The 23,430-nt window shown below is 39.5% G+C and carries 21 protein-coding genes; 11 read left to right on the top strand and 10 right to left on the bottom strand.

Annotation, left to right across the window (positions count from 1 at the left end; all coding sequences use genetic code 11):
* Positions 1 to 35: 35 nt before the first annotated feature.
* Entirely contained in the window at positions 36 to 1,607 is a 1,572-nt protein-coding gene (locus BLP52_RS00220) for a right-handed parallel beta-helix repeat-containing protein (RefSeq protein ID WP_091707671.1), read from the bottom strand.
* Positions 1,608 to 2,210: 603 nt separating this feature from the next.
* Between BLP52_RS00220 and BLP52_RS00215 the strand changes: the two genes are divergently transcribed.
* The 8 genes from BLP52_RS00215 (at position 2,211) to BLP52_RS00180 (ending at position 8,667) form a co-directional block, all read left to right on the top strand.
* Positions 2,211 to 2,627, top strand: coding sequence for a peptidase domain-containing protein (locus BLP52_RS00215; RefSeq protein WP_238380666.1), 417 nt, complete (start codon positions 2,211 to 2,213; stop codon positions 2,625 to 2,627).
* Positions 2,628 to 2,646: 19 nt separating this feature from the next.
* A complete protein-coding gene (locus tag BLP52_RS00210) occupies positions 2,647 to 3,351 on the top strand; it encodes a winged helix-turn-helix transcriptional regulator (protein ID WP_091707669.1) in 705 nt (234 codons plus the stop codon).
* Positions 3,352 to 3,672: 321 nt separating this feature from the next.
* Positions 3,673 to 5,358 (top strand): hydroxylamine reductase, encoded by a 1,686-nt coding sequence (hcp, locus tag BLP52_RS00205; RefSeq protein WP_091707667.1) that lies wholly within the window; start codon positions 3,673 to 3,675, stop codon positions 5,356 to 5,358.
* 71 nt (positions 5,359 to 5,429) lie between these two features.
* Positions 5,430 to 5,768, top strand: coding sequence for a cupin domain-containing protein (locus BLP52_RS00200; RefSeq protein ID WP_091707665.1), 339 nt, complete (start codon positions 5,430 to 5,432; stop codon positions 5,766 to 5,768).
* A gap of 390 nt (positions 5,769 to 6,158) precedes the next feature.
* Positions 6,159 to 6,437, top strand: coding sequence for a ferredoxin-thioredoxin reductase catalytic domain-containing protein (locus BLP52_RS00195; protein WP_091707663.1), 279 nt, complete (start codon positions 6,159 to 6,161; stop codon positions 6,435 to 6,437).
* A 77-nt stretch (positions 6,438 to 6,514) separates the two neighbouring features.
* Positions 6,515 to 6,976, top strand: coding sequence for a (Fe-S)-binding protein (locus BLP52_RS00190; RefSeq protein WP_091707661.1), 462 nt, complete (start codon positions 6,515 to 6,517; stop codon positions 6,974 to 6,976).
* A gap of 36 nt (positions 6,977 to 7,012) precedes the next feature.
* Positions 7,013 to 8,263 (top strand): formylmethanofuran dehydrogenase subunit B, encoded by a 1,251-nt coding sequence (locus tag BLP52_RS00185; RefSeq protein ID WP_091707660.1) that lies wholly within the window; start codon positions 7,013 to 7,015, stop codon positions 8,261 to 8,263.
* Complete coding sequence (locus tag BLP52_RS00180) at positions 8,260 to 8,667, top strand: molybdopterin dinucleotide binding domain-containing protein (protein WP_338011360.1); 408 nt, start codon at positions 8,260 to 8,262, stop codon at positions 8,665 to 8,667. Before BLP52_RS00185 ends, BLP52_RS00180 begins: the two co-directional genes overlap by 4 nt.
* Before the next feature lie 76 nt (positions 8,668 to 8,743).
* On the opposite strand, the gene BLP52_RS00175 is transcribed toward BLP52_RS00180, so the two are convergent.
* Together BLP52_RS00175 and BLP52_RS00170 are read right to left on the bottom strand one after the other, a co-directional pair.
* Complete coding sequence (locus BLP52_RS00175; RefSeq protein WP_091707657.1) at positions 8,744 to 11,650, bottom strand: PKD domain-containing protein; 2,907 nt, start codon at positions 11,648 to 11,650, stop codon at positions 8,744 to 8,746.
* 223 nt (positions 11,651 to 11,873) lie between these two features.
* Positions 11,874 to 12,080, bottom strand: coding sequence for a hypothetical protein (locus tag BLP52_RS00170; RefSeq protein WP_091707655.1), 207 nt, complete (start codon positions 12,078 to 12,080; stop codon positions 11,874 to 11,876).
* A gap of 350 nt (positions 12,081 to 12,430) precedes the next feature.
* Here BLP52_RS00170 and BLP52_RS00165 point away from each other — a divergent pair, with 350 nt between their 5' ends.
* Positions 12,431 to 12,901, top strand: a complete 471-nt coding sequence (locus BLP52_RS00165) for an SRPBCC domain-containing protein (RefSeq protein ID WP_091707654.1) — start codon at positions 12,431 to 12,433, stop codon at positions 12,899 to 12,901.
* Here BLP52_RS00165 and BLP52_RS00160 read toward each other — a convergent pair.
* From BLP52_RS00160 to BLP52_RS00145, 4 genes are all read right to left on the bottom strand, one after another.
* Positions 12,876 to 13,973 carry a citrate/2-methylcitrate synthase gene (locus BLP52_RS00160; protein WP_091707652.1) on the bottom strand — a complete coding sequence of 366 codons (1,098 nt, stop codon included), beginning with the start codon at positions 13,971 to 13,973 and terminating at the stop codon, positions 12,876 to 12,878. The genes BLP52_RS00165 and BLP52_RS00160 overlap by 26 nt on opposite strands.
* A gap of 175 nt (positions 13,974 to 14,148) precedes the next feature.
* Complete coding sequence (gene acnA / locus BLP52_RS00155; protein WP_091707650.1) at positions 14,149 to 16,929, bottom strand: aconitate hydratase AcnA; 2,781 nt, start codon at positions 16,927 to 16,929, stop codon at positions 14,149 to 14,151.
* Positions 16,930 to 17,265: 336 nt separating this feature from the next.
* Entirely contained in the window at positions 17,266 to 17,574 is a 309-nt protein-coding gene (locus tag BLP52_RS00150) for a cobalamin B12-binding domain-containing protein (protein ID WP_091707649.1), read from the bottom strand.
* A gap of 69 nt (positions 17,575 to 17,643) precedes the next feature.
* Entirely contained in the window at positions 17,644 to 18,045 is a 402-nt protein-coding gene (locus BLP52_RS00145) for a hypothetical protein (protein ID WP_238380665.1), read from the bottom strand.
* Between the two features lie 333 nt (positions 18,046 to 18,378).
* On the opposite strand from BLP52_RS00145, the gene BLP52_RS00140 reads away from it, so the two are divergent.
* The gene (locus tag BLP52_RS00140; protein ID WP_162272908.1) at positions 18,379 to 20,370 is read left to right on the top strand and encodes an ATP-binding protein; all 1,992 of its coding nucleotides are present in this window, start codon (positions 18,379 to 18,381) and stop codon (positions 20,368 to 20,370) included.
* Between the two features lie 113 nt (positions 20,371 to 20,483).
* On the opposite strand, the gene BLP52_RS00135 is transcribed toward BLP52_RS00140, so the two are convergent.
* The 3 genes from BLP52_RS00135 to BLP52_RS00125 form a co-directional block, all read right to left on the bottom strand.
* Complete coding sequence (locus tag BLP52_RS00135) at positions 20,484 to 20,663, bottom strand: Sp36 family protein (RefSeq protein ID WP_091707644.1); 180 nt, start codon at positions 20,661 to 20,663, stop codon at positions 20,484 to 20,486.
* A 208-nt stretch (positions 20,664 to 20,871) separates the two neighbouring features.
* Entirely contained in the window at positions 20,872 to 21,135 is a 264-nt protein-coding gene (locus BLP52_RS00130; RefSeq protein WP_091707641.1) for a hypothetical protein, read from the bottom strand.
* Between the two features lie 140 nt (positions 21,136 to 21,275).
* Complete coding sequence (locus BLP52_RS00125) at positions 21,276 to 21,860, bottom strand: diacylglycerol/polyprenol kinase family protein (protein ID WP_091707640.1); 585 nt, start codon at positions 21,858 to 21,860, stop codon at positions 21,276 to 21,278.
* Positions 21,861 to 22,329: 469 nt separating this feature from the next.
* Here BLP52_RS00125 and BLP52_RS00120 point away from each other — a divergent pair, with 469 nt between their 5' ends.
* Positions 22,330 to 23,376: a YkgJ family cysteine cluster protein gene (locus BLP52_RS00120; protein WP_091707638.1), complete on the top strand. Its 1,047-nt coding sequence runs from the start codon at positions 22,330 to 22,332 to the stop codon at positions 23,374 to 23,376.
* The last annotated feature ends 54 nt before the right edge of the window (positions 23,377 to 23,430 follow it).

The raw sequence follows: 23,430 nt of genomic DNA, 5'->3' as shown, positions 1-23,430 counted from the left end.
GTAAGATTACCAATTCCGTTGCTTCTGTAGTTCTCTTATTTCTGATAATTGCCTGCAAATTCAACAAAGTCATCAAAATCAACGTCACAATCACCTTCAAAATCAAATATACGTTGATAATTGTTTTGACCTATCATAGAATTATAGCAGGCTGCAAATTCAACAAAGTCATCAAAATCTACATCTTCATCATAGTCATAATCACCTTTCCATGAAGTAGTGGGATCGTAGAGAGGCAAAAAGTCTGTATTTTCATCGTTTATCTGGTAGGGGAGATCACATATTCCGTTCAGGTCCAGGTCTTCACAAAGCTGACTATATCCTTTACAATACGGATCAGACCAGAAATTACCACCTCTGAAGTCACCATTCAGAATGTTAACTTCCTCTTTAAGACTGGTATTCCACTGGTTACCAAAGTTCAAGCCGGTGAAATCGACATTGACAGGATTATGGAAATAATTATCGTAAATTAAATTTCCATTTGAATAAGATACAGATAAGCCTGTTGAAGTACTGAGAAGTATGTTCCCGTTTATGTAATTCTGTGAAGACTCCTGAATACCTATTCCTACGTCCTTGTTTAGGTATAGCAGGTTCCCGATAATTTCATTTTCATCACAATTAGTGAGATATATCCCGAAAGTTGAAACTGAATCTTCATCAGATGATGATTCAGGCATGTTCTCTGATGCAGAATTATTAATTATTTTATTTCCGGATGAAAACTTCATTAGTATTCCCTGGTAGTAATTGGAATCTGCAACATTGTCTGCCATAGTGTTTGAACTTGAATATTTTAAATATATTCCGGAATTCTTATTCAGGTTTGCTGTATTCATGTTCAATTCATTGTTGTTCGAATCGGTATCAAGGACAATTCCATAAAGACCATTTGAATTGGCAATATTGTTGTTCAATTTGTTATTCTTTGATCTGTAAAGGTTGATTCCTTCCAGATTAGATTTAATCTGGTTGCCACTGATCTCATTGAAATCCGAGGAACTCAGGTAAATACCTGACCACCAGTTCGAGTTGATAATATTAGAATTCAGTGTATTCAGGTCGGAGTTATGAAGAGATATTCCATTACCGTTTATATTCTTGAATATCTTATTTGTTTTGATAATATTATTATTAGATTCATGAAGGATCACGCCTTCATAGTTTCCGGTTAATCTATTGTTTGTGATGTTGCAGTTATCCGATGAATCTAAAAATATACCGGCAATTCTGTTTTCCCAGATGGCGCTTGTAGCTCCCTCTATGGTCAGGCCTTCAATAGAAACGTTGTCGGAATTAACATAAAATACATTATCTGTTTGATTTTTGGCTATTATAATCGTATCATTCTGATTTCCTACTGATCTGATACTTATTTGTTTGTCTACATCAATATTCTCATGATAAATGCCAGGATGAAGTATTATCACATCTTCATTACTGGCATTATCTATGGCTTGCTGTATAGATGTATAATCGGCCACCGGGCCAGTACTGTTGTTCACAAAAATGAACGAAGATGCAGTAGTTCCTCCGATAAGTAAGAACATAAGGCAAAAGAAAGATACTGCAATCCTGATCATATTAACTCTGGTAAGTGTCATCTAAACCCCCGCTCCTATTTTTAAATACTTTATTCAGAAATTGTTTCCTAAGTTAATTATGAATAGCTCACAACCTTATACTTTTTGAACTTAAATTAAGAAAAACAGATACTTAGAATAACTAAGAAAGAAATGTACGGTTTGCTGAATGACCTTGATCCAATATTATGATTGCAGGATAGTAGCGACAAATTCATAATTCGGCAAAGACGGGCTAGTATCCGGATTAGAACATGATGGATTAAAGGGAGCATTTCTTTACAATTTTTAACACTTTACTCATAATTAAAATGAATATTGCCATCTTTCATTCAAGTTGCTTGGATTTCAGTTTAAACGATGGCCATAATGGTTTTATTATAATTCTGATTTCTTTGAATTGTTTGTACCCAACCAGCACAAACCTGCACGGAAATTGAGGGATGTGCGGAGGACATTTTTATGTCCTCTCACTCCCTCATTCCACTTGAAACAAGGGCCAACTCCACAATAAAATTCCTTCTTAGCATCACTTTTTTTTAGTTTAAACGATGGCTAGAAAAGTTATATACTAGTTTTTTTCATCTTTTTGAATAACTAGTGAAAGCTAGTAGGAGTACAAACATGAAAAGAATAGCAATAGCATTTCTCGTATTTTTGCTCTGCGTTTCCGTCGCAGGAGCAAAATCATCTGAAACAGCAATCGACGCAGTCTCATCAGGTTCTAATGGTGACATTGGAATATTGTCTGTAGGATACACAATTACTCAGGGTCAAACTAATTGGCATGGTTATCCCTTATATACATCTACAAATTCAATGACAATCGATTTAAATTGGGGAGATAGAAGTGATTCACTAAAACTTTATGTTTATGATCCAAATGATAATCTTGTAGGTGTGTATTATGATTCTGCTGATGGTCGTATAAATGGTAGAACTTTAGTGACTATATACAATTCTAACGGTCTTCAACAAGGAACTTGGAGTCTTGCAGTTTATGGCTATTCAGTGGCCGGAACAGAAGATTATTCTATATGATATTCAATAGTATTAATGTATGAATAAAATATTTTTACTATTTATCATTTTACTTTTTTTTGTACCTTATTGTTATGGTAACGATAACTCTGTTGTTTTTCATAATGTTACATCTGAATCTTCTGTCTCTTATGGCTCACAGGAAATTATATCTTTCTGGGACCTTTCATTTAAGCTAAAAATAGTAGCATTGGGATTTATTATCATGGGCCTGGGCTGGAAAATCGTAGCTTTACTCACAGCATGGGCTAAAAAAGACCCCAATAATGAGAATCGTCAGAGAATACTTAATTTCATTAAAAAAAATCCTGGCAGCACGGTCAATATGATAGAAAGCGACCTTGGTATCAAGCGTGGGACTGTGCGATATCATGTGATCAATCTTAAGGATGCGGGCAAGATCCTTATGTTCAGGAACGGGAACTATGTGAGCCTGTTCAGGAACGAGAGTGCTTTGTGGAATAAGAATCACAAACGTATTGAACCTCATCTGCCTGGTGCTACCTGTAAAAAGGTCTGCCGCATGATCTATGATCATCCGGGAATAACTAATATGGAACTTTGTGAGAAACTCGGTCTATCCAAAGGTGCGGTGACTTCCCATATAAAAACACTTGAAGACATAGAGTGTCTTGAAGTTGAGACCAGTGGAAAGTTCAAGAACTATTTCCTGAGGGAAGGTTATCATCCTGACGAACTGCCACTGTTTGAAAGAATACGGTAAGGTATTCTTTTTTGACAATTTATACTTCTTTTTTTTGTTTTTGTTTATTCAATTTCTTTTTATTCTTCTATTATACTATTTCTACTTAAGGTAAATTTATAAAGCTCAAAATCTATTTTTGTTTGGGTAAATGTATGGGAATGGGAAGTGACATCAACTGGTCATGGAAATGTGTGTTTCTATATTGCAGATTTTGCCTCGTTTAAGTAATGAGAATATTTTATATGCAGTATCCAACTGGAAACTGTCCTCCTTATATGCAAGTATCTACAATATACTGGTATCCAAAAGATACTAAATCTAGGAAGCATGGTGAATAAAATGTTCTGTTATCAATGTGAAGAAACTATGAATGGTACCGGCTGTACAAAGAACGGTGTATGTGGAAAAAAAGGAGAGGTTGCTGATCTTCAGGATGATCTAATCTATCTCCTGAAGAGTGTTGCCTTCTATGATTCAAAGGCAAGAGCAAACAACCTCAACGATGCAAAGACCGATGAGTTCATTCTTGACGGATTGTTTGCAACTATTACAAACACCAATTTCAGTAAAACCGATATTGAAAGAATTATCAACGAAGGCTTTGAAATTAAGGATGGCATCAAGCAGAAGCTTATGGATGCAAATGTTATCAATGAAAAATCCGTTTCATCCTTCCCGAGATGGATCAAGGAGAAACTCTTAGGTGCTGCTCCAAATGCTGGTGAGGAACTGCCTGTTATGGCAAAGGTCACGCCGGCAACACTGGCCAATATCAACACTGGAATTCTCGCCACAGAGAACGAGGATATCCGCTCCCTCAGAGAACTTTTAATATATGGCCTAAAAGGTATGGCTGCTTATGCTCATCATGCAAATGTCCTTGGATATAAAGATGATAGTGTAATGGAGTTTATTGAAAAGGCACTTCTTGCTACAATGGACGATGAGATGGGTGTTGACGAACTGGTTCCACTGGTACTTGAATGTGGTTCTGTAGGTGTTACAACGCTTGCTCTGCTTGACAAGGCAAACACTACAACCTACGGCAACCCTGAGCCAACTGCAGTCAACATTGGTGTAGGTACCAATCCAGGTATTCTCATCAGTGGTCACGATCTGCGTGACCTTGAACAACTCCTTGAGCAGACAAATGGAACAGGTGTTGATGTTTATACTCACGGTGAGATGCTTCCTGCAAACTCTTACCCAGCTTTTAAGAAATACGACAATTTTGTTGGTAACTACGGAGGTTCATGGTGGAAGCAAAAGGAAGAGTTCGAAAATTTCAACGGTCCTATACTCATGACAACCAACTGTATCATTCCTCCTAAGGACTCCTACATTAACAGGATCTACACAACCGGAATTGTAGGTTTTGACGGTGTAACACACATAAGTGCCGGTGAGGATGGAGGAAAGGATTTCTCAGCCATCATTGAGCAGGCAAAGTCATGCGGTGCACCGCAGCAGCTTGAGGAAGGTACTATCATGGGCGGTTTTGCTCATGTATCCGCACTCTCTGTTGCTGACAAGATAATTGAAGCTGTCAAAGGCGGACAGATCAAGAAGTTCGTTGTAATGGCAGGATGTGACGGAAGGCACAAGGAGAGAAGCTACTACACAGATTTTGCAGAAGCATTGCCAAAAGACACTGTAATTCTCACAGCAGGATGTGCAAAGTACCGTTACAACAAGCTTGACCTTGGAGATATAGGCGGAATTCCTAGAGTTATTGATGCAGGTCAATGTAATGATAGTTACTCATTGGTAGTCATTGCACAGGCACTTGCAGAGGCTTTTGGTGTTGAGGATATCAACGACCTGCCGGTTGCATACAATATCGCATGGTATGAGCAGAAAGCATGTCTTGTCCTGCTTGCACTGCTGAGCCTTGGTGTCAAGAACATCATGCTTGGCCCGAAACTCCCGGCATTTGTCTCACCAAATGTCCTGAACGTGCTGGTTGAGAACTTCAACATTATGCCAAATACCACTGTAGATGAGGATCTGAAGACCCTCATTTAAATCTTTAATAGAGTCTCAGGCACGTTTATATTAAAACCTTTTATTTCTATTTTAGTTAAGGAAGTGTATTTATGAAAATTACAAGCTACAACAATTCAGAAAAGAAGGACAATCCACACGGAGTCACAGTTCACAAGCTCTATGATACCGAACATGCCCAGGTTATGCACATGCAACTTAAACCAGGTGAAGCTCTTAAAAAGCATTCAACACCTGTTGATGTGTTTTTCTATGTGCTTGAAGGTGAGGGAATAGTAGAGATCGGTGATGAACAGCAGACCATCACAAAGGATATGCTGGTGGACAGTCCTGCAAAGATCCCGCACAGGCTCATGAACGAAAGCGACAGTTTGTTCCGTTTTCTTGTGGTAAAGGTACCACGCCAGACCGAACAGACAAAAATGATGTAAACCGGGCAATTTATGATTTCCCGGTATTCTTTTCTTTTTTACTTTTATAGAACTACTATTTTCAGTTCTCTGTTCTAATTTAAGAGGTTAGGATCAGTTTCTTCTAACAGGTAAAACAGTCCTATTATTGGATAGCCTGACAATGTTCATGGAAGGTGGTTGATTGGAGAACTTTGCCAGGCCATAGGAGGCACAGTTAGATTTATTCTCTTCCCCCACTGTGCAAAATAAAGTCTATCTGACATTATATTTATAATTTCATTTATAAAAAAGTAGTTCAATGGTATAATTTAATTCAAACAACTAAAGGTTGTATTTAGTCGAAGGCGTTAAATAATGATATCCTGAATATATCAAGCATACTATAATTTACTCTATCGGAGATTATCTATGACAGATCTTGCACCAATAATGGAAAAGACCCACGAATGGGCAGCAAAATATGCAAAGAAAAAGGGTTTCATTCTCAATCCTGACGAAGAAATGCTTATGATGGTTATTGAAGGTCTTTCCAAAAATAAACATGAACATGGGAAGCAGTATTGTCCATGCAGGCTGAGAACCGGTGATGAGAAAGAGGACCGTAAGATCATCTGTCCATGTGTTTACCATGAGGATGAGATACAGAACGATGGAAACTGTCACTGTTCATTGTTCTTCAAAGTCTGAGTTTCCTGTAAAAAAACAAATAAAGCAAAACAAAATCAGATCGGTTATTCAAATTAGTATTACGAAGGTTGATAATAATGGCAAATGTAATGGAAATATACCAGTTGCTTCCAAAAACAAATTGTAAGGAGTGTGGAAAAAGTACATGCATGGCATTTGCCGTTGATCTGCTGGCACGCAAGGTCAGTGTGGATGATTGTCCTCCTCTTGTTAATGATGCTAAGTATAAAGCAGGTTACGAGAAGCTCTCAGAGATGATTGCTCCTGTAAGCGGTGTAACTGATACAGGTCTTATCGTCCATGAAGACAAATGTATAGGATGCGGAAACTGTGTTGTTGCATGTCCTGTAAATGTTGCCAACGACCCGCTGGGAGCCGGTAGTGGAAAAGCACCGACATCTGACAAAGTTATCTTTAAGGTTGAAGATGGTGTTGTTAAAGCCCGCAATGTTCAGGAATGTCGCCGTTTTGGCGAGAACAGGATCCTCTGTGTTGCCTGCATAGACACATGTCCAACCAAGGCAATTGAGTTCGTATGAACTCTTATTCTTCTTATTTTTAAATGTGGTGATGATTTGAGTGAATATTATGTTTGTACGGGCTGTGCACTTCTCTGCGATGACATAGAAGTTGAAACCGAAAACAGCAAAATAAAAACAGTTCACGCAGCATGCCGTAAAGGTGTTGCTCGTATGAAAGGCTGCAGTGATCCTCTGGAATGTACTGTGGACAGTGAAAATGCCGATATCGATTTTGCCATTGCAAAAGCCGCTGAGATTCTCCGGGAGGCAGAGAATCCTTTGATATTCGGTCATGGAAACTCAAGTTCAGAAGCTCAGAAACTGTCCATCGGTCTTGCAAAGAAAGTTGGTGCATATCTGGATGATACTTCATCTTTCTGTCAGGGTCCGGTTATAGAGGCGATACTTCAGGACAAGCTCAAAACATGTACGCTCGATGATATTAGACACAAAGCTGATGTAATCATATTCTGGGGTGCTGACCCTTCAAATTCGCATCCACGTCACCTTTCACGATATTCATATTTCCCAAGAGGCAAGGAACGCCAGAGGGGATGGGAAGAGGACAGAACCGCTATTTGTGTTGATGTAAGAAAATCTGAGACGGCCGTGATCTGTGGTGATAATCGTTTCTACCAGATACCAATGGGTGGAGATGCAGAGTTCATGGATGCACTGTTAAGTGCACTATCCAGTAAGGTTCCAAAGACATCATTCGGATTTGATGCAAAAAGAATACTTGAACTTGCGAATGTGCTGAAAAAGGCCAAGTTCGGTGTCATCTGTGTCGGACTCGGACTCATATATTCTCTGGAAGATCTGGAACCATTATTCAGATTGATGGACAAGCTCAACGAAGTTTCAGATTTCAATCTCATGCCAATGGTTGGCCAGTATAATATGAGAGGCTTTAACCATAATCTTTACGAAGAGGCAGGATATATCAATCGTGTTAAATTTAATTCAGAAACCGCTGATGCAGAACACGGGCCAGATTTTTCCGTTGTGGAAGCTCTCAGGAACAAAACCGTTGATGCTGCACTTGTCATAGGTTCCGATCCACTTTCAAGTCTTCCATTATCAGTTTCACGCTATCTTGCAGAGATTCCATTGATCACTATCGATCCATGCAGGAACCTTACATCTTCAAAGGCAAAGGTAACGATCCCATGTGCTCTGGGGGGCGTTGAGTCCGGTGGAACTGCTGTTCGAATGGATGGGGTTGAAGTCGAACTTAAAAAGATACTTGATACTGAAAACCTCCCGGATGCTGAGATTCTCAGGAAAATCACGGAGGCGATATGATGGGATTCGGACAATTTTTAGCATCACCTGAGATAAAACTCAAGGTTGTTACATACAGAGATGTGTTCCAGAACACTGCACAGGAAACCTCCCGTTTCGGGGAGGAATATGAGAAGTCTTCAGCCGTCATAAAACTGGATCCAAAGGACATTGCTAAACTTGCAATAAAAGATGGGGATACTGTAATTGTTAAGAATAGCTCTGGAAGAGTTGTTGTTAAAGCTATGAAGTCAGATTATGAAGATTCCCATGCAGGCATTGCTTACATGGTCAACAGTCCATGGTCCAATTCTCTTGTGCCGGATGAGACCGGAGGCACCGGAGTTCCAAAGTTCAAGAATTTTGAGGTTACGGTTCAGGGTGCCAAGGGGGGAAAGGTTACCGGAATCAGTGAGATATTCTGATTCCGAATTTTTAAAAGAGGAAGAGAAAGGTTCTGATGTTTCAGAACCTTAATTGCTTATTTCAATTCTCAGCAAACTATTTTTTCGCCTGCCTTGCAAAGACCAGTCCTACAATAATGATGATCAATATCAGTATTGGAACTATTATTCCGGTACCAATACTGCCATTAGAACTGTTCTTTTCTATAGTAGTGGTGTTTCCAGCCTCCTGTGTAACGATCATTTCCTCATTTCCTGCTGAACTCCCAGATGCTCCGGCATTTACCTGTTCACTTACCGTTCCGATCAGCTCATCAGTTTGTTCTGCAACATTCTGTTCTCTCATTTCCTTAAGCAATTGCTTCCAGTAATAAGGCAGGCCATCTGAACTTGCTGCAGAAGAACTGGCATAATTATAGTTAGCATTTATTGCAAAGGGTGAGAATCCGGATACGTTACGTACGATAAAGTATGAGTAATTTCCATCGTTTCTAAGGAGCTCTGGAACATAGGTTTCCCAGGTAGAAGAGTTCTTGTGCATCAAACTGACTGAACTTATAATTAAAGCTCCTCCGTTGAGTTCGTCTAATACCCTGAATTCTATACTTCTATTGAAGCTCATGCTGTTTGCAAGGGTCCTGTTGTTAACACTTATATCAAGATACTGATACACAGAATCAACAGAAAGACCAGTTTCAGACTCATTGTAGGCCGACTTGTCAAGAACCTCTATCTTTAGTATGACCCCGGTCGCATTGGCGGTAGTGTTGAAAGCTACTTCTGTAATACTTCCGGCCAGGCCTTCATTATCTGTTCTGGAGTCATCTGTAGTATTGAACTGGACATATGAGACATTACCTGTGGTATTCACAGACGGACTTTTCTCTACCACAAAAGCGATATCCTCTGAATTATTCGTAGTGGATGAATTTGTCACCATCCAGTTCCATGAGTAAGTATCTGTCCTACCTATGCTTTCATTGCTCACAGCTACTGATACATTGTAGTTTTCCATGAAGAAATCGCTCTGGTTAATATACTGGCTTGTATTGATGAGACAGTATGATGTCATACTTGAATCATTATTGTTTGAATACAGTGTGACACCGGAACCATTGATGAGGGTACCGTTCATGTACCATGAAAAACTGGATACAAGTGTGCTTTCAATGCTGAAATTTAATTCTTCACCATATACGGACAACTGTTCAGTATCTGTCGGTTCATAAGAGTATTCCGGCTCATAAGCTGCTCTAATGTTTAGAAGTTTGGTAGATGTACCATTGGGATTGGTTACAGTGAGATTCACTGTGAAGTTACCCATGCCAAATGTGTGCATAGGATTTTGTTCGGTAGAAGTATTTCCATCTCCAAAGTCCCAGTGATAAATGACAGAATATAATGAACTGTCAGTAAAGTTCACAACAAGGGGTACAGTTCCTCTTGTTGCATTTGCGCTGAAATTTGCGTATGGAAGGATACTTACATTGAGCAGGACATTTTCAGTGCTGTTGGTATTACCCAGACCATCACTGAATGTACAGTTATATGTCATTGAACTTGTAACGGAATCAGAGTTACTTGACGGAACTGAAATATTCCAGAAATAGTTACCTGAGTTCAGGTTCATCTCATGTTCTACACCATTTACGGTGATATTGTGTATATCGATACCTGAAATATCCGTAAGATTGATTATCACAGTTATATTTTCACCTGTATTTGCATTGACTACTTTCTGTATCCAATTGTAAGTAGGGTCTGCAGAGTCTATTGTAAAGGTAACATCTCTTGCTGAAGAGTTGTCCTTTGTGTCATTTGCATATACCCTGAACATTGCATTGTTGGTATTATCTTCTGGCAGATTGAAAGCCATACTGTTGGTGTTCAGCAGGTTTCCTATATGTACCCAGCTTCCGTTGAAGAACCATAGGTCGTATTTCACACTGTCTCCCTCTACATCGCTGGAAGAACCCCAGCCTACTGTCAGGGCACTTCCTCCGGCTTTGATCTGTCCGCTTGTTGGAGATGTAAAAGCACCCGGTGTTGTCGGTGCATCATTTACGGAATTCACGTTCACAGTAATGGTAGCACTGAGCTGTGGTGTAGAATCCCCTGTCATTCCTCCGAATTCAAGCAGATATCCGGACAGAGTAGTACCTGTAGTAGGAAGGTCATTCCAGGTTCCATTGTTGGAAGAATACATTTGAGCAGCATCTTCATTTCCTCCTGAATCGTTTGGCTCGTGACCGGAACCCCATGCAGGTCCATTCCACTTATTGTACTCACCAGATACTGCCGAACCGGTATAGCCATCTCCCTGATAGAATAACCGTCCTGCTCCTCCGCTTTCAGTTCCCTCCGGACCTGTGACCCAGCGCCAGTCTCCTTCAACTGCAGAATCGTTGGCACCTATCCATGCATCTGCCTGTATTTTTTGCATCAGGAAATTGTTTTCTTCCTCTGAGGTGATAGTTGCCAGATATCCCTTCATGCCATCAAGATCTTTTGTTGCTGCATTTGCTCTTGCTTGTTCCCATGTTGAAGTATAAGATACATATTGGTAATAGTGTCCTGTATCTGAAAAATACAATGACTCCCCACCCAGAACAAAAGTGATATTCCTGTCTGCTGTGTTCGGGTTTTGATTGGTATTCTCATACCTTACATTTCTGAAGGCTGCCTGATATGCAGCTGCATCCCCGCTTCCAGAAAGTGTGAGGACACCGGTTGATGTACTGAATGATCCTGAAATTCCATTTGTTGTAGAGTATCTCAGATAGTCCTGTCCACCAACATAACCATCACCTATATAAACTCTGGCCGATGTAAAAGTCGATACACTGCTAATACTCATTCCCGGATCGATGTGCATATCATCATTTTCATAATATGTTGCTGTATTGTTAGATGCTGTTAATGTGGTTGCAGCACTCAAAGTTGATGTAAGTATTAATATGAGTGCTAATGCAATTATTTTTAAAGTAAGATCTTTGCAATTCAAGTATCTCTCCCTCTTTGTAAATAAATAGAGCTTATAGCTCACTATTGATCTGATATTCTATGTATGAGATGAAATTGATCAACAATCGTAGTATATTATATATTAATAAAACAGTATATTATATTTTTTATAAATAAAACTATTCATGGCCAGATAAACTATGAAGTACTGCAAAGGCTTAAAAAAGTTAAATAAAAAAGAAAATAGTATTTATTTATTTTGATCAATTGTTATAGGCATCGTATATCTGCCAGACCCATACAATAAATCCAATGACATAGCCTATGAGGATAAATTGTAATAAAAAGCAGATCCCTACTACGACCCATATACCGATCGCCTTGAATATTTCTCCTTTGATCAGCTGTCCAAGCCCTGGGATGAAGAATGACAATAGTGCCGGAACACCATGTTTCTGTGTTTCACTCATGTTAATTACCTTCCAATCATTATCATTTATTGAATACAGCATTTTGTATAAAAAACTTGAGATTCAGTGTCAACATTGTTTTGCATTTAGATCCGTTAAATATAGCAAGACTTTTAAATCATGTAAGCTATTAGCGCACATAGGCGACTATACATGTTCATGAATATATTTCGTATTTGCTTCTTTTCAGTATGTAGGTGATATTGTAATTTATGTATTGCATTTTCATATCATCTAAAAATATATATTTCATTAGCGCTAAAACAGTTGAAAAGTTATGCAGGTAATTAGTGTGAACAATCTATTATTTTTGTCTTATTTTGTCCTTTTTTCCGGAGGTTATCCTCACAATGCATAAGATATGTACTGATATTGTAATTGAAACTCCTATAAATGAGGTCTGGGACCTCCTGACAGATTTTGACAAATTTGAAACATGGAATCCTTTTATCACAAAAATAAAAGGTAAACTTGAGCTTGGTTCTAAACTTGATGTTCATCTTCGTCCACCCGGGACAAAAGGAATTGACATGACTCCTGTTATTACAAAACTGGAATCTGGCAATGAATTCAGGTGGATTGGTAATCTCTGGGTCAAAGGGATATTTGACGGGGAACATGCTTTCAGGCTTGAAGAGCTTGAAAACGGTCGTACAAGACTTATTCAGTGTGAAAGGTTCAAAGGTATACTTGCTCCTCTGATCCTATATATTGTAGGTGAGAAGACTCGTGCGGGTTTTGAAAAAATGAATACAAGTCTTAAAAACGAATGTGAAAAGAGACACAGGCAGGGGTTCACACAGTGTGCGCCCTTGGCCTGATAACTCTGTTGTCTGAGTATTGTTCCATGCAGTGCGCGATCCAGCCTGAAACCCTTCCCATTGCAAAGATAGAAGTTGCAAGTTCGGCAGGAATATCAAGATATTTGTACACAACTGCGGAATAGAAATCAACATTTGGATAAATTGGCTTTCCTCTTATCTCTATGAATTCGTGGTAGAGAATATGCTCGATCTCTTCGGCAAGATCAAACCAGTATGTGTCACCATTTTCTTCTGCAAGTTTTCTGGCAACATCCTTGTATATCCTTGCTCTTGGATCAAGTGTCTTGTATACACGATGACCAAATCCCATGATCTTTTCCTTGCGTTCAAGTTTTCCAAGGGCATAACCCCTCGCATTCTCGATGTTGCCAATCTCATCAAGCATATCCATCACACCTTTTCTGGCTCCGCCATGTAGTGGTCCTTTGAGTGTGCAAAGACCGCATATGACTGCTGAATACATGTCTGAGAGTGTTGATGCGGCTATTCTTAATGAGAAAGTAGAAGGATTAAGCTCATGCTCTGCACTGAGTATGAGGTCCTTTTCCATTGCTTCAGCTTCCAGTTCAGTAGGTATCCTTCCACTTAACATGTAAAGGAAGTTAGCTCCATGGGACAGATTATCCATGGGCTCGATGGTTTCATAACCAAAACTTGCCCTGTGAAGAGCTGCAACGATGGTTGGGAACTTAGCAACAAGGTTTATGGATTTATTCTTGTTTGCATCAGGTGTATGATGATTGTTCTCTATATCAAAGTGTGCTGTACAGGATACTGCAGTTCGAAGACCATCGAGGGCTTCAACACCAAAGTCAAACTCCTTGAGCACTTCAATTAGCTTCCCATTTATCTGACGATTCTCTGTAAGCATCCGGGAATATTCGGACAACTCTGCTTCATCGGGAATCTTTCCATTGATGAGAAGGTAGGAAACAGCATCATAAGAGAGATCAGCCAGATCCTCTATTTTAATGCCCCTATACTTCAGGATTCCCTGGATACCATCTATATAGGATATTTTGGTATCCAAAGCTACTACGCCTTCAAGGCCTTTTTTCATCTCTTCCATTCAAAAATCCCCCGATGGATCAAATGTACGTTTTGATAGAATATGTCCAATGATAGAATATTAATAATACCTTTCAATTGTCCATATATTAAAGTTTGCTTGAATTTAGTATGAATTATAATTATAGTTAGTTTAATCAAGCAAAAATTTCAAAACGAGTGTGGGGAGTGAATTTTCATTCACCCTTTACTCTGTCTCTGAGGAACTTATGCAGAATTCCTCCATTCATATAGTATTCGATCTCAATTTCTGAGTTAAGACGGACATCCACGTTGAAGGTCTTTTCTTCACCATCGTCGGACTTTGCTGTAACAGTAAGTTCTCCGAATGGTTTGAGCCCTTCAATTCCGATTATGTCGTATGTCTCGTTTCCTGTAAGTCCAAGCGTTTCAGCAGATCCTCCACTCTTGAACTGGAGTGGTAATACGCCCATACCTACAAGGTTGCTGCGGTGTATCCTTTCAAATGATTCTGCGATAACAGCTTTAATTCCAAGAAGCTGGGTTCCCTTTGCTGCCCAGTCACGTGAACTTCCGGTACCGTATTCCTTTCCTGCTACAATTACCAGTGGTATCTTCTGATCCATGTATTTCATTGCAGCATCATAAATAGGCATTTCCTTATTTTCAGGGAGGTAAATTGTCCATGAACCCTCTTTACCTACAAGTTTGTTCTTGAGGCGTACATTTCCAAATGTTCCTCTCATCATTACTTCATGGTTCCCACGCCTTGAACCGTATGAGTTGAAGTTCTTCTCATCTACTCCTTTTGCGATAAGATATTCTCCTGCAGGATAGCTTGAAGGGATTGAACCTGCTGGTGATATGTGGTCGGTGGTAATACTGTCTCCAAGGAGTGCAAGTGCTTTTGCTCCTTTGATATCAGCGAGGCCGTCCACTTCAAGTGGGAAATCCTTGAAGAATGGTGGTTCCTGTATGTAGGTGGAGTCCGCATTCCAGTCATAAAGCAGACCTTCAGGTGCATCAAGGTTTCTCCAGAGTTCTGTTCCCTGGTAAACGTTGGAGTATTGTGCCTTGAACATCTCAGGTGTGACTGCACCACGGATGCATTCATTGAGCTCTTCCTTACCAGGCCAGATGTCCTTCAGATAAACAGGCTGTCCGTTTGGATCACAGGCAATTGGTTCTTTTGCGAGGTCAATGTCAACTGTTCCTGCAAGTGCATATGCTACAACAAGCATCGGAGATGCAAGATAGTTCGCTTTGACCTGGGAGTTTATTCTGCCTTCAAAGTTCCTGTTACCACTGAGAACTGCTGCAACGGTGAGGTCTTTGTTCTCTATCTCATTTGAGACGGCTTCTCTTAAGGGGCCGCTGTTACCGATACATGTGAGACATCCATAGCCTACAAGGTGGAATCCCAGTGCATCGAGGTATGGCATAAGACCTGCTTCCTCAAGGTAGTCAGTAACTACACGGGAACCTGGTGCAAGGCTTGTCTTAACAAATGGCTTGACCTTAAGTCCCTTTTCAACAGCTTTCTTGGCAAGCAGTCCTGCACCGATCATAAGTGCCGGGCTGGATGTGTTAGTACATGATGTAATGGATGCAATGACAACTGAGCCGTGTGTTACAGCAACAACGTCATCTGCACATTTAATCTTTGTAATGCCTGTGTGATGTGGATGTGTTATTTCAGAAACACTGTAGCCACCTTCGCTGAGCCAGCGTCCATAATCAGGGTCAGTTTCACATGCTACTTTTCCGCTTTTTGCAGCGAACACTTCTTTCATTGTCTGATGGAATGCCCTTGACATTTCAGGAACTGGTATGCGGTCCTGTGGTCTTTTTGGTCCTGCAAGGGATGGTTCTACTGTGCTGATGTCAAGTTCCAGTGTTGAAGTGAATTCTGGTTCAGGTGCGTCATTCTCAAGGAAAAGTCCCTGCTGTTTACAGTATTTCCTGACAAGGTCAACCTGGTCTGCAGTTCTGCCTGTCATGGTCATGTATTCAAGTGTAACTTCATCTACAGGGCAGAATCCCATTGTTGCACCGTATTCAGGAGCCATGTTAGCAAGTACGGCCCTTTCAGTTAGTTCAAGTGCTTTGTATCCTGGTCCGTAGAATTCCACGAACTTTCCGACAACACCGTGTTCCCTGAGCATCTGTACTACTGTGAGTACAAGGTCAGTTGATGAAACACCTTCCTTAAGCTCTCCTGTAAGTTTGAATCCGACAACTTCAGGTATTGGCATGTAATATGGCTGTCCGAGCATTACAGCTTCAGCCTCGATACCGCCAACTCCCCATCCAAGTACACCAAGTCCGTTGATCATGGTGGTGTGGGAATCTGTTCCGACAATGGTATCAGGATATGCAACAAGTTCGCCACATTTTTCTTTCATGTGAACGACAGATGCAAGATACTCAAGGTTGACCTGGTGGATAATACCGCTTGCAGGTGGAACGACTTTCAGGTTATCAAAAGCGTTCTGTGCCCAGTGGAGCAGCTCGTATCTTTCTGTGTTGCGGTGGAACTCATATTTCTCATTGCAGTTACGTGCATATGATGTACCATAATAGTCTACCTGTATGGAGTGGTCGATAACAAGGTCTGCAGGGATGACAGGGTTAATGGCAGACGGATCTCCTCCAAGTCTCTTCATGGCAGTTCTGATGGCTGCGATGTCTACTACTGCAGGTACACCAGTGAAGTCCTGCATTATTACTCTTGAAGGAATGAAAGGAATATCGACTGCAAGTACCCCTTCAGGACTCCAGCTTGCAAGATTCTTGACATCATCTTCTGTGATCACTTTTCCGTCAACGTTTCTAAGAACAGCTTCAAGCAGTACTCTGATCGAGTAAGGTAACTTTGAAATATTGGCAATGCCTGCCTCTTCAAGCTTTTTTAAGCTATAGAATGTTACCTCTTTATCATCAATATTAATAGTTTGTCTGGATCCAAAAGGATCTTTAAGATCAGCACATTTCATAATGTCACCTATTCAAATGTAATTCTAGTTAAGCAATTATATGCAAAGTTAAAACCGGCCTTGATGCCGGGATCATTCAATATTGTATCAGGGAACAGTCCTATCCAACGTAAGTCGCTGCATCTGTTAAATTTTCTTAATATATTTTTGCAGGACTATCAGACTAGGGTATAAAAACCCGCATTGGAATAAATAACTTTGCCTGCTTCAAAAAGTCATATTAAATTTTTTCACATAACAGATGGCCTGTTATTTGATCAATAATAGTAAAAAATGGAGGAGAAAAAGAAGGAGGAATTGTTTTGTCAGGAACAAAACAATTGGTGTGAAATGCGCTCACATTCCGACAACCAGGTTGCCGAAGAGGCATACATCATTTTTGGAACCCATGATCGCAGGTCTGAGTATATTGATACCTGACTCTACTACGTGTGATGCTTCAAATATTTCTGCAAGCTGTGACTTGCCTTCCTCAAAAAGGTCTCCTACGGCTTTCATGCCTTCCACAAATCCGAGTTCTATCAGTTCTACCGGACTAACTCCTGCTTCCAGGGCTTCGTAGGCTATCTTTTCGACGGCAATTTCATCGAGATCCATTACAGCATGCTTTGCCTTGTCAAAGATCTCTTCCTTTGTTGGGTTCATATATATCACCTGTTTCTTTGGTGTTTTTCGTTTTATTAGGTCATTTTTCTGATTCTTTATTTTTGTTCTTCAAACAATACCCAGGTCAAGTGCCAGTGATAATACTATTGCTATTACCGAGAAGGCAAATATTACCAGGTAATTCATACGTTCCTTTGACACGGAAAGGCTCCACATAATATATTGCAATCCGTGGTAATCCTCTTCACTCAAAGGAGTCCTACTCTCTATCTTACTGAGCAACTCAAGGTTTCTCAAAACTTCGACCCTGCGTGTTGCAACATGATACCTGTGTGCGAAGAACACGAGATATCCCAGTACTCCCAGGTAGAACAGAGCTTTTGACAATATCCCGTTGTAATAATCTGCAATTATTATTAATCTCAGGAATACAGCTGAAAACAGTCCTAACCAGAAATAGAACTGTATCCTCTTGAGGCTGTAACCCTCCGGGACGTGTATTGTGTTCAAATTTGCAACAGTTTCTGCCATTGTATCTATCTACCTGTTTTTGTTGATACTATCCAGAGAGCTTCTATTTATATTTGCTCTATGAACAGAATCTGTTTACCGTCCTAATTGTATTTAAATATTTCGTATATGTCGTATTGTAATGCATATTGACAGTTCTTAATAGAATAGCAAACAATATGTTTATGTTTTATATAATAATATTGTTTACTAACCAATAAGTTTATGAAGTTTGTATGCTCAGTTTAAATGGGTAACATGGGGAAAAGTGAGAGTCTTAGCCGTGGGAATGGACAAAATACAGAAAAAAGTACAAATCTTTCAATCCATTTTATGAATATTGCCGTAACGATTGGTATATTCCTCATTCTGATTATTTTATGGTTCCAGGTTTGTCATTGGTATGAGCAGGACCTTTATTCAGAACTAAGATTGGAAGAGACTAAAACGTTAATATTACAGGCTGATTCCCTGTCAATGAGCATTAAAGAAAGGATCTCCCTTCTGAAAGGTCTGTCATCTTTTACACAAGTACACAATAATTGCGATAGTATAGAGAAACATTTCTCTGATTATATAAGGGGATTTTACTCCACGTCTGGAGGAATTCGCAATTTTGCCGTTGCGCCTGGTGGTGTCCAGACATATATCTATCCGGGGTCAGAAGCCGGATCTATGATAGGTCATGATCTTATCAACGACAGTCGGGAAAATGTAAGGAATGATGTGAATCTGACCATTGTTTCAGGGGATGTCATTCTAAGTGGACCCTATGAACTTAGGCAGGGAGGTTTTGGATTGGTGGCAAGAAAAGCCACATACGTAGATGGAGAGTTCTTTGCCCTTACAACAATGGTCATAGACATGCCTTATATTTTTCAGGATGTTGGAATCAATGTAAACAGTTCCAATATCGCATTGAGAACCGACAATCAGACCATAATCGGAAACCCTGATGTTTTCAGGCAGTACCCCGTACTTCAGACTATCTATTTATACAATAAACAATGGGAACTTGCGCGAATACCTGCAGGAGGCTGGGAGGCATCTATTGCAGAGCAAGTAACTCTTTTTAAACTAATAACCATTCTTCCGGTACTCTTACTTACAATCATGAGTTATTTTGTTCTTAACAGACAGAGGGACCTTGAGACATCTGTAGCTCAGCAGACAAGTGAACTCAGGATGGAAAAAGAACTGACACAGAAATATCTTGATGATTCTGGTGTGATGTTCTTCATACTTGATGTTGATGACAATATTTCTCTTGTGAATAAAAAAGTGGAGGAACTCCTGGGTTACACAAGATTGGATATACTAGGTTCAAATTGGTTAGAAACACTTATTCCAAAAAATGACCGCCAGCATATAAGAGAGATCTGTGATTCAATGTTAGGTAGCAAAAGTGATGATAGCCGGTATTGCGAATCGGCCACTCTCACTAAAAATGGAGATCTGAAACTTGTAATGTGGCATGCATCGGCCATAAAGAATGAGTTTGGCGAGATTACAGGAATGCTTGCTGCAGGTAAGGATATTACGGAAAGGAAAGAAACGGAAACTGCTCTCAAAAACTTCGCTGAAGAACTTTCCATAAAGAACGAAGAACTGAAATCGCTTGATCTGCTCAAGAATGAATTCATATCAAATATCAGTCATGAGCTGCGTACTCCTATGAATTCCATAAAAGGATTTGCAGAATTGATGTATTATGAGAATATGGGTAAGCTTAGTACTGAGCAGAAAAATGCTCTTTCCAAAATAATAAATAGCTCACAAGATCTTGAAAAGCTCATCGATTCCTTACTTTATGTTGCCAGCTCCCGTAAGGGTGGTATCAAATGTAGTTTGGTAAGTCTGGACCTTCGCAAATTGCTGTCTGAAATTACAAACAACGTCTCTCATGATGCTGAATCCAAAGGAATAAGATTGTCACTATATATAGACTCGTCACTTCCAATGATAAAAGGTGATGAGGAATATCTTGCCAAGGTTTTCTGGAACCTCCTTAATAATGCTATTAAATTCACCACGTCAGGTGGGAATATTATTCTTTCTGCTTCTCTGATAGGAGATAAGGTTCACATATCGGTGGAAGATACAGGTATCGGTATTCCTCATGAGCAACTGGAATCTGTCTTTGATGATTTCTATCAGGTAGATGGTTCTCCTACCAGAAAGTACAGTGGGACCGGAATTGGTCTGTTCATTAGCAAGAAGATCGTTATCAGTCATGGTGGTGATATCTGGCTGGAAAGTACTAAAGATGTAGGTACAACCGTACATGTGATACTTCCTGTTTATGAACAAAAAACAGGTATCTGAAAATTAAATCCTACTAATGGGCATCAAATATCCTTTATAGCATATACCAATATTGAATCAATAAAACAAGTTAAGTTTATGATATGACCGATGTAATAAAAGAAAGAAAAAGATCAGACTTCAAGGCAGTCAACAGGTCTTTTAAAGAACGCTTTTATCATTCCGTTGTCATCGATATCTTCTGAGAATCGGATAAGTTCCCATCCATCCATGCCGATCCTGTTCAAGTCTTCCTTTGTGCTGTCCCATTCACCGTAGCGAACAGCTTTGATATCATATTCCCATGGTGCCATATTTTTAACCTCTTTAGAGTAATTCAGTTGAGTGTATAATTACGTATTATCGCGTGGTATAAATACCTTGTCAAAAAATATTCTTGCCTATAAATCAAGTTGGCTTGATATACTTTCAGGGTCTAAGTTGAGAAAGAAGCAGTAAAATTAATTTTCTTCTACTAAAGTAGATTGTTGTGAAAAATGAGTAAAAACAAAAAAAGAATATTTAAAGACCTGACATTTTTCTGAGTTTGTCAATGTCTTTCTGGTCTCTGACACCTTCAAAGAGCCTGTCCTTATCTATCCACATATCAGATGCGCTCTGCAGGCCTGCAGATTTGTGCTGTGTAAATTCAATTTTAAAACCCGGTGTAGAAGGAGCTTCAGCACTAAATGGCTTGTAGAATGTATTCTCAAGTAACAGCCTTGAGGAATTCTTTCCTTCCATGTCCTCTGTTAATTTATTTTCATCTTTCTTGTTCTCGGTCATACTCTATTAGATTGGATTCATGAGTATTAAAGGATTCTGATGAGTAAGATAAAATGCAACTTTTGTACGTTATTTTTATGGAATTTGAAATTATTCCACAAAATATCATTCAGTCTATTCTTGTTTTCTACTTATATTGACTATTGCAGCATTGTCAGTATAAGTAATGTGAGTTCTGCAGCCGAAGCAGAGAATATAGGGATTGCCAGATTATCATCTATTTTCACAAATGTCGTTTCAACATAGGTTGCAGTAAATGCCATAAGAAGTGAAATAAAAGGATTCTCAAGTAACAGGACCGCTATTATAAGGTCTACTATAAATTCAGTTATGCAACCTTCAAGACTTTTACCGTTATTGATCCTTTTTCTGCCATATCTCTTTCCAATTAGTGCGGCACTCATGTCCCCGAATGTTGTCATAAGGATAGCTGCAAAGGCTATGTTTTTGCTGAAAACTGATACTACTATCAGGGCTCCAATTGTGAAATAGACATATGAGCCAATGGCACTTTTTTCTTTTTGGCGCAAAACTACGTGCAAAACAGGAAGTTTAAATCCCCTGTCAAGTCTGAGGTGCTCAATGCCCAATGTCAGCACAAGATATGTTATTAGAAGCGCCTGACATGCCTGTTTTCCCATGAATGCATAAACGAGCACAATGAGTATCGAGGTAAAATGCACTCCTTTTCTAAGTAGTTCATTGGCAAAAGAAATACCACTCATTGGCACTAATTTGGTTTATTAATATATAAAAGAGTTCATTACATTAAACTATCTATTTTTTTATTTTTCATTTTCCACTTACATTCACTTACAAAAGGCATTTCAGGACATCTCTGGTCTGGGTGGATTTTACACTTGTCTTTATTTGTGGTGTAACTTATGCATATTTATGGATTTATATTAGATATTGAAGTATTATTCAGCTTTAATCATGGTATTAAGCTTTGAAAGGATTTTAATATTAAAACAACCTTGATATATGCAATAGAAAACTGTTCTAGTTGTAAAAGATGACGTGATCATCACTATATTTTCAAAATGATATGTGTGTCTGAATATGGGTTCAGGTCACTGAATGGTAATAATAGTTCAATGCAAGGATACGTGTTCTGTATCTTTTTTAGTTTCTGACACAAGACCGGATATGAACTCCTGTATCTAAATATGGTTTTCAGGGAGAGTTGCAAAAATGACCGAGATAGATTTTTCGCCATTAAAGGGACTTAGATTCAATTGTCTGGAAGGATGTGGATTTTGCTGTTCATTCCCGGCGGAGGTGAGAGAATGGGAAAAGTATTTCTCGATAATACTGGAAAAGAACAGTGAAGCCTTCAGGAAATGGAAAAATGAGTATTCGTGTCTTAACGGGATCTACACAATGAGGCAGCGACAAGACCGTGGGTCCTGCATACTGCTCAGAGATGACAAAAGATGTGGAATTTATGATATCAGATCCCTCCTGTGCAGGACATTCCCCGTGAAGTTCTTCTTCGGCTGGAGGGTGCAATTATATCCGAGTATGTCATGCAGGGGATTTTCAGATGAAGCCGTGAATGATATGACCGATCTTGGAAAAGAGGCAATTGCTGAACTCCCGGAAGGTCTCATGGATCAGATGCTGGAAAAGTCAAAGGCACTGTATGCTTCGCTGCCTGAAAAGATCCATGATTACATGACTCCTGATCAGCTTCATACTTTACTGTTGGAGCATGTTGATAAGATGCTGTTCTATCCGTGGTCTGTGAGTGATGAGGCAAGGGGAGAGTTTGAAGTGGAACTGTCTTCAGAGAATTTCCTGAACCTGCCAACATACCTGACCGAAGAATTGGAATGGCAGGTTTTCAGGATGGAGGATGGTTTCGTGCGCAGAATGATATTGAAGGAAACCGGGGAAACTAAGAATATCGATAATATAGTCTATTCTAATTTCTCTGTAAAACCGCTTTCATCTGAAGCTGCCAGGGACCTTTCAATTTATCTTAGCAGACTTGCTTCTACCGATCATTTTGCAGGTGTTGTCTATCGAAAGGCTCTGGAGCAGGGAGACAATCTAATCTCACTGTCCTGTCTGGCAGTTTCCGAATTAGAAAAGGTCAAGGACATGTTCCTGCTAAAGGCAAGTCTTCTTGCAGAATTTGATAAGTGGGAACATGTAAATGAAAGAACAATAGAAGATACTATAGTGATGTATGATAGCTGTCTGGCAACGGTGCCAGCTATAGGAATGATATTATAAGCAGATTCTTGCACTGAATTCGGGAACAAGCATTAACCCTTGTTGCAATTGCTG

Origin of the sequence: Methanolobus vulcani, from assembly GCF_900100715.1 — an archaeon.
GTDB classification, from domain to species: Archaea; Halobacteriota; Methanosarcinia; order Methanosarcinales; family Methanosarcinaceae; genus Methanolobus; species Methanolobus vulcani.
The sequence above is the reverse complement of the archived record's forward strand: the minus strand, read 5'-3'. Positions and strand labels throughout refer to the sequence as shown.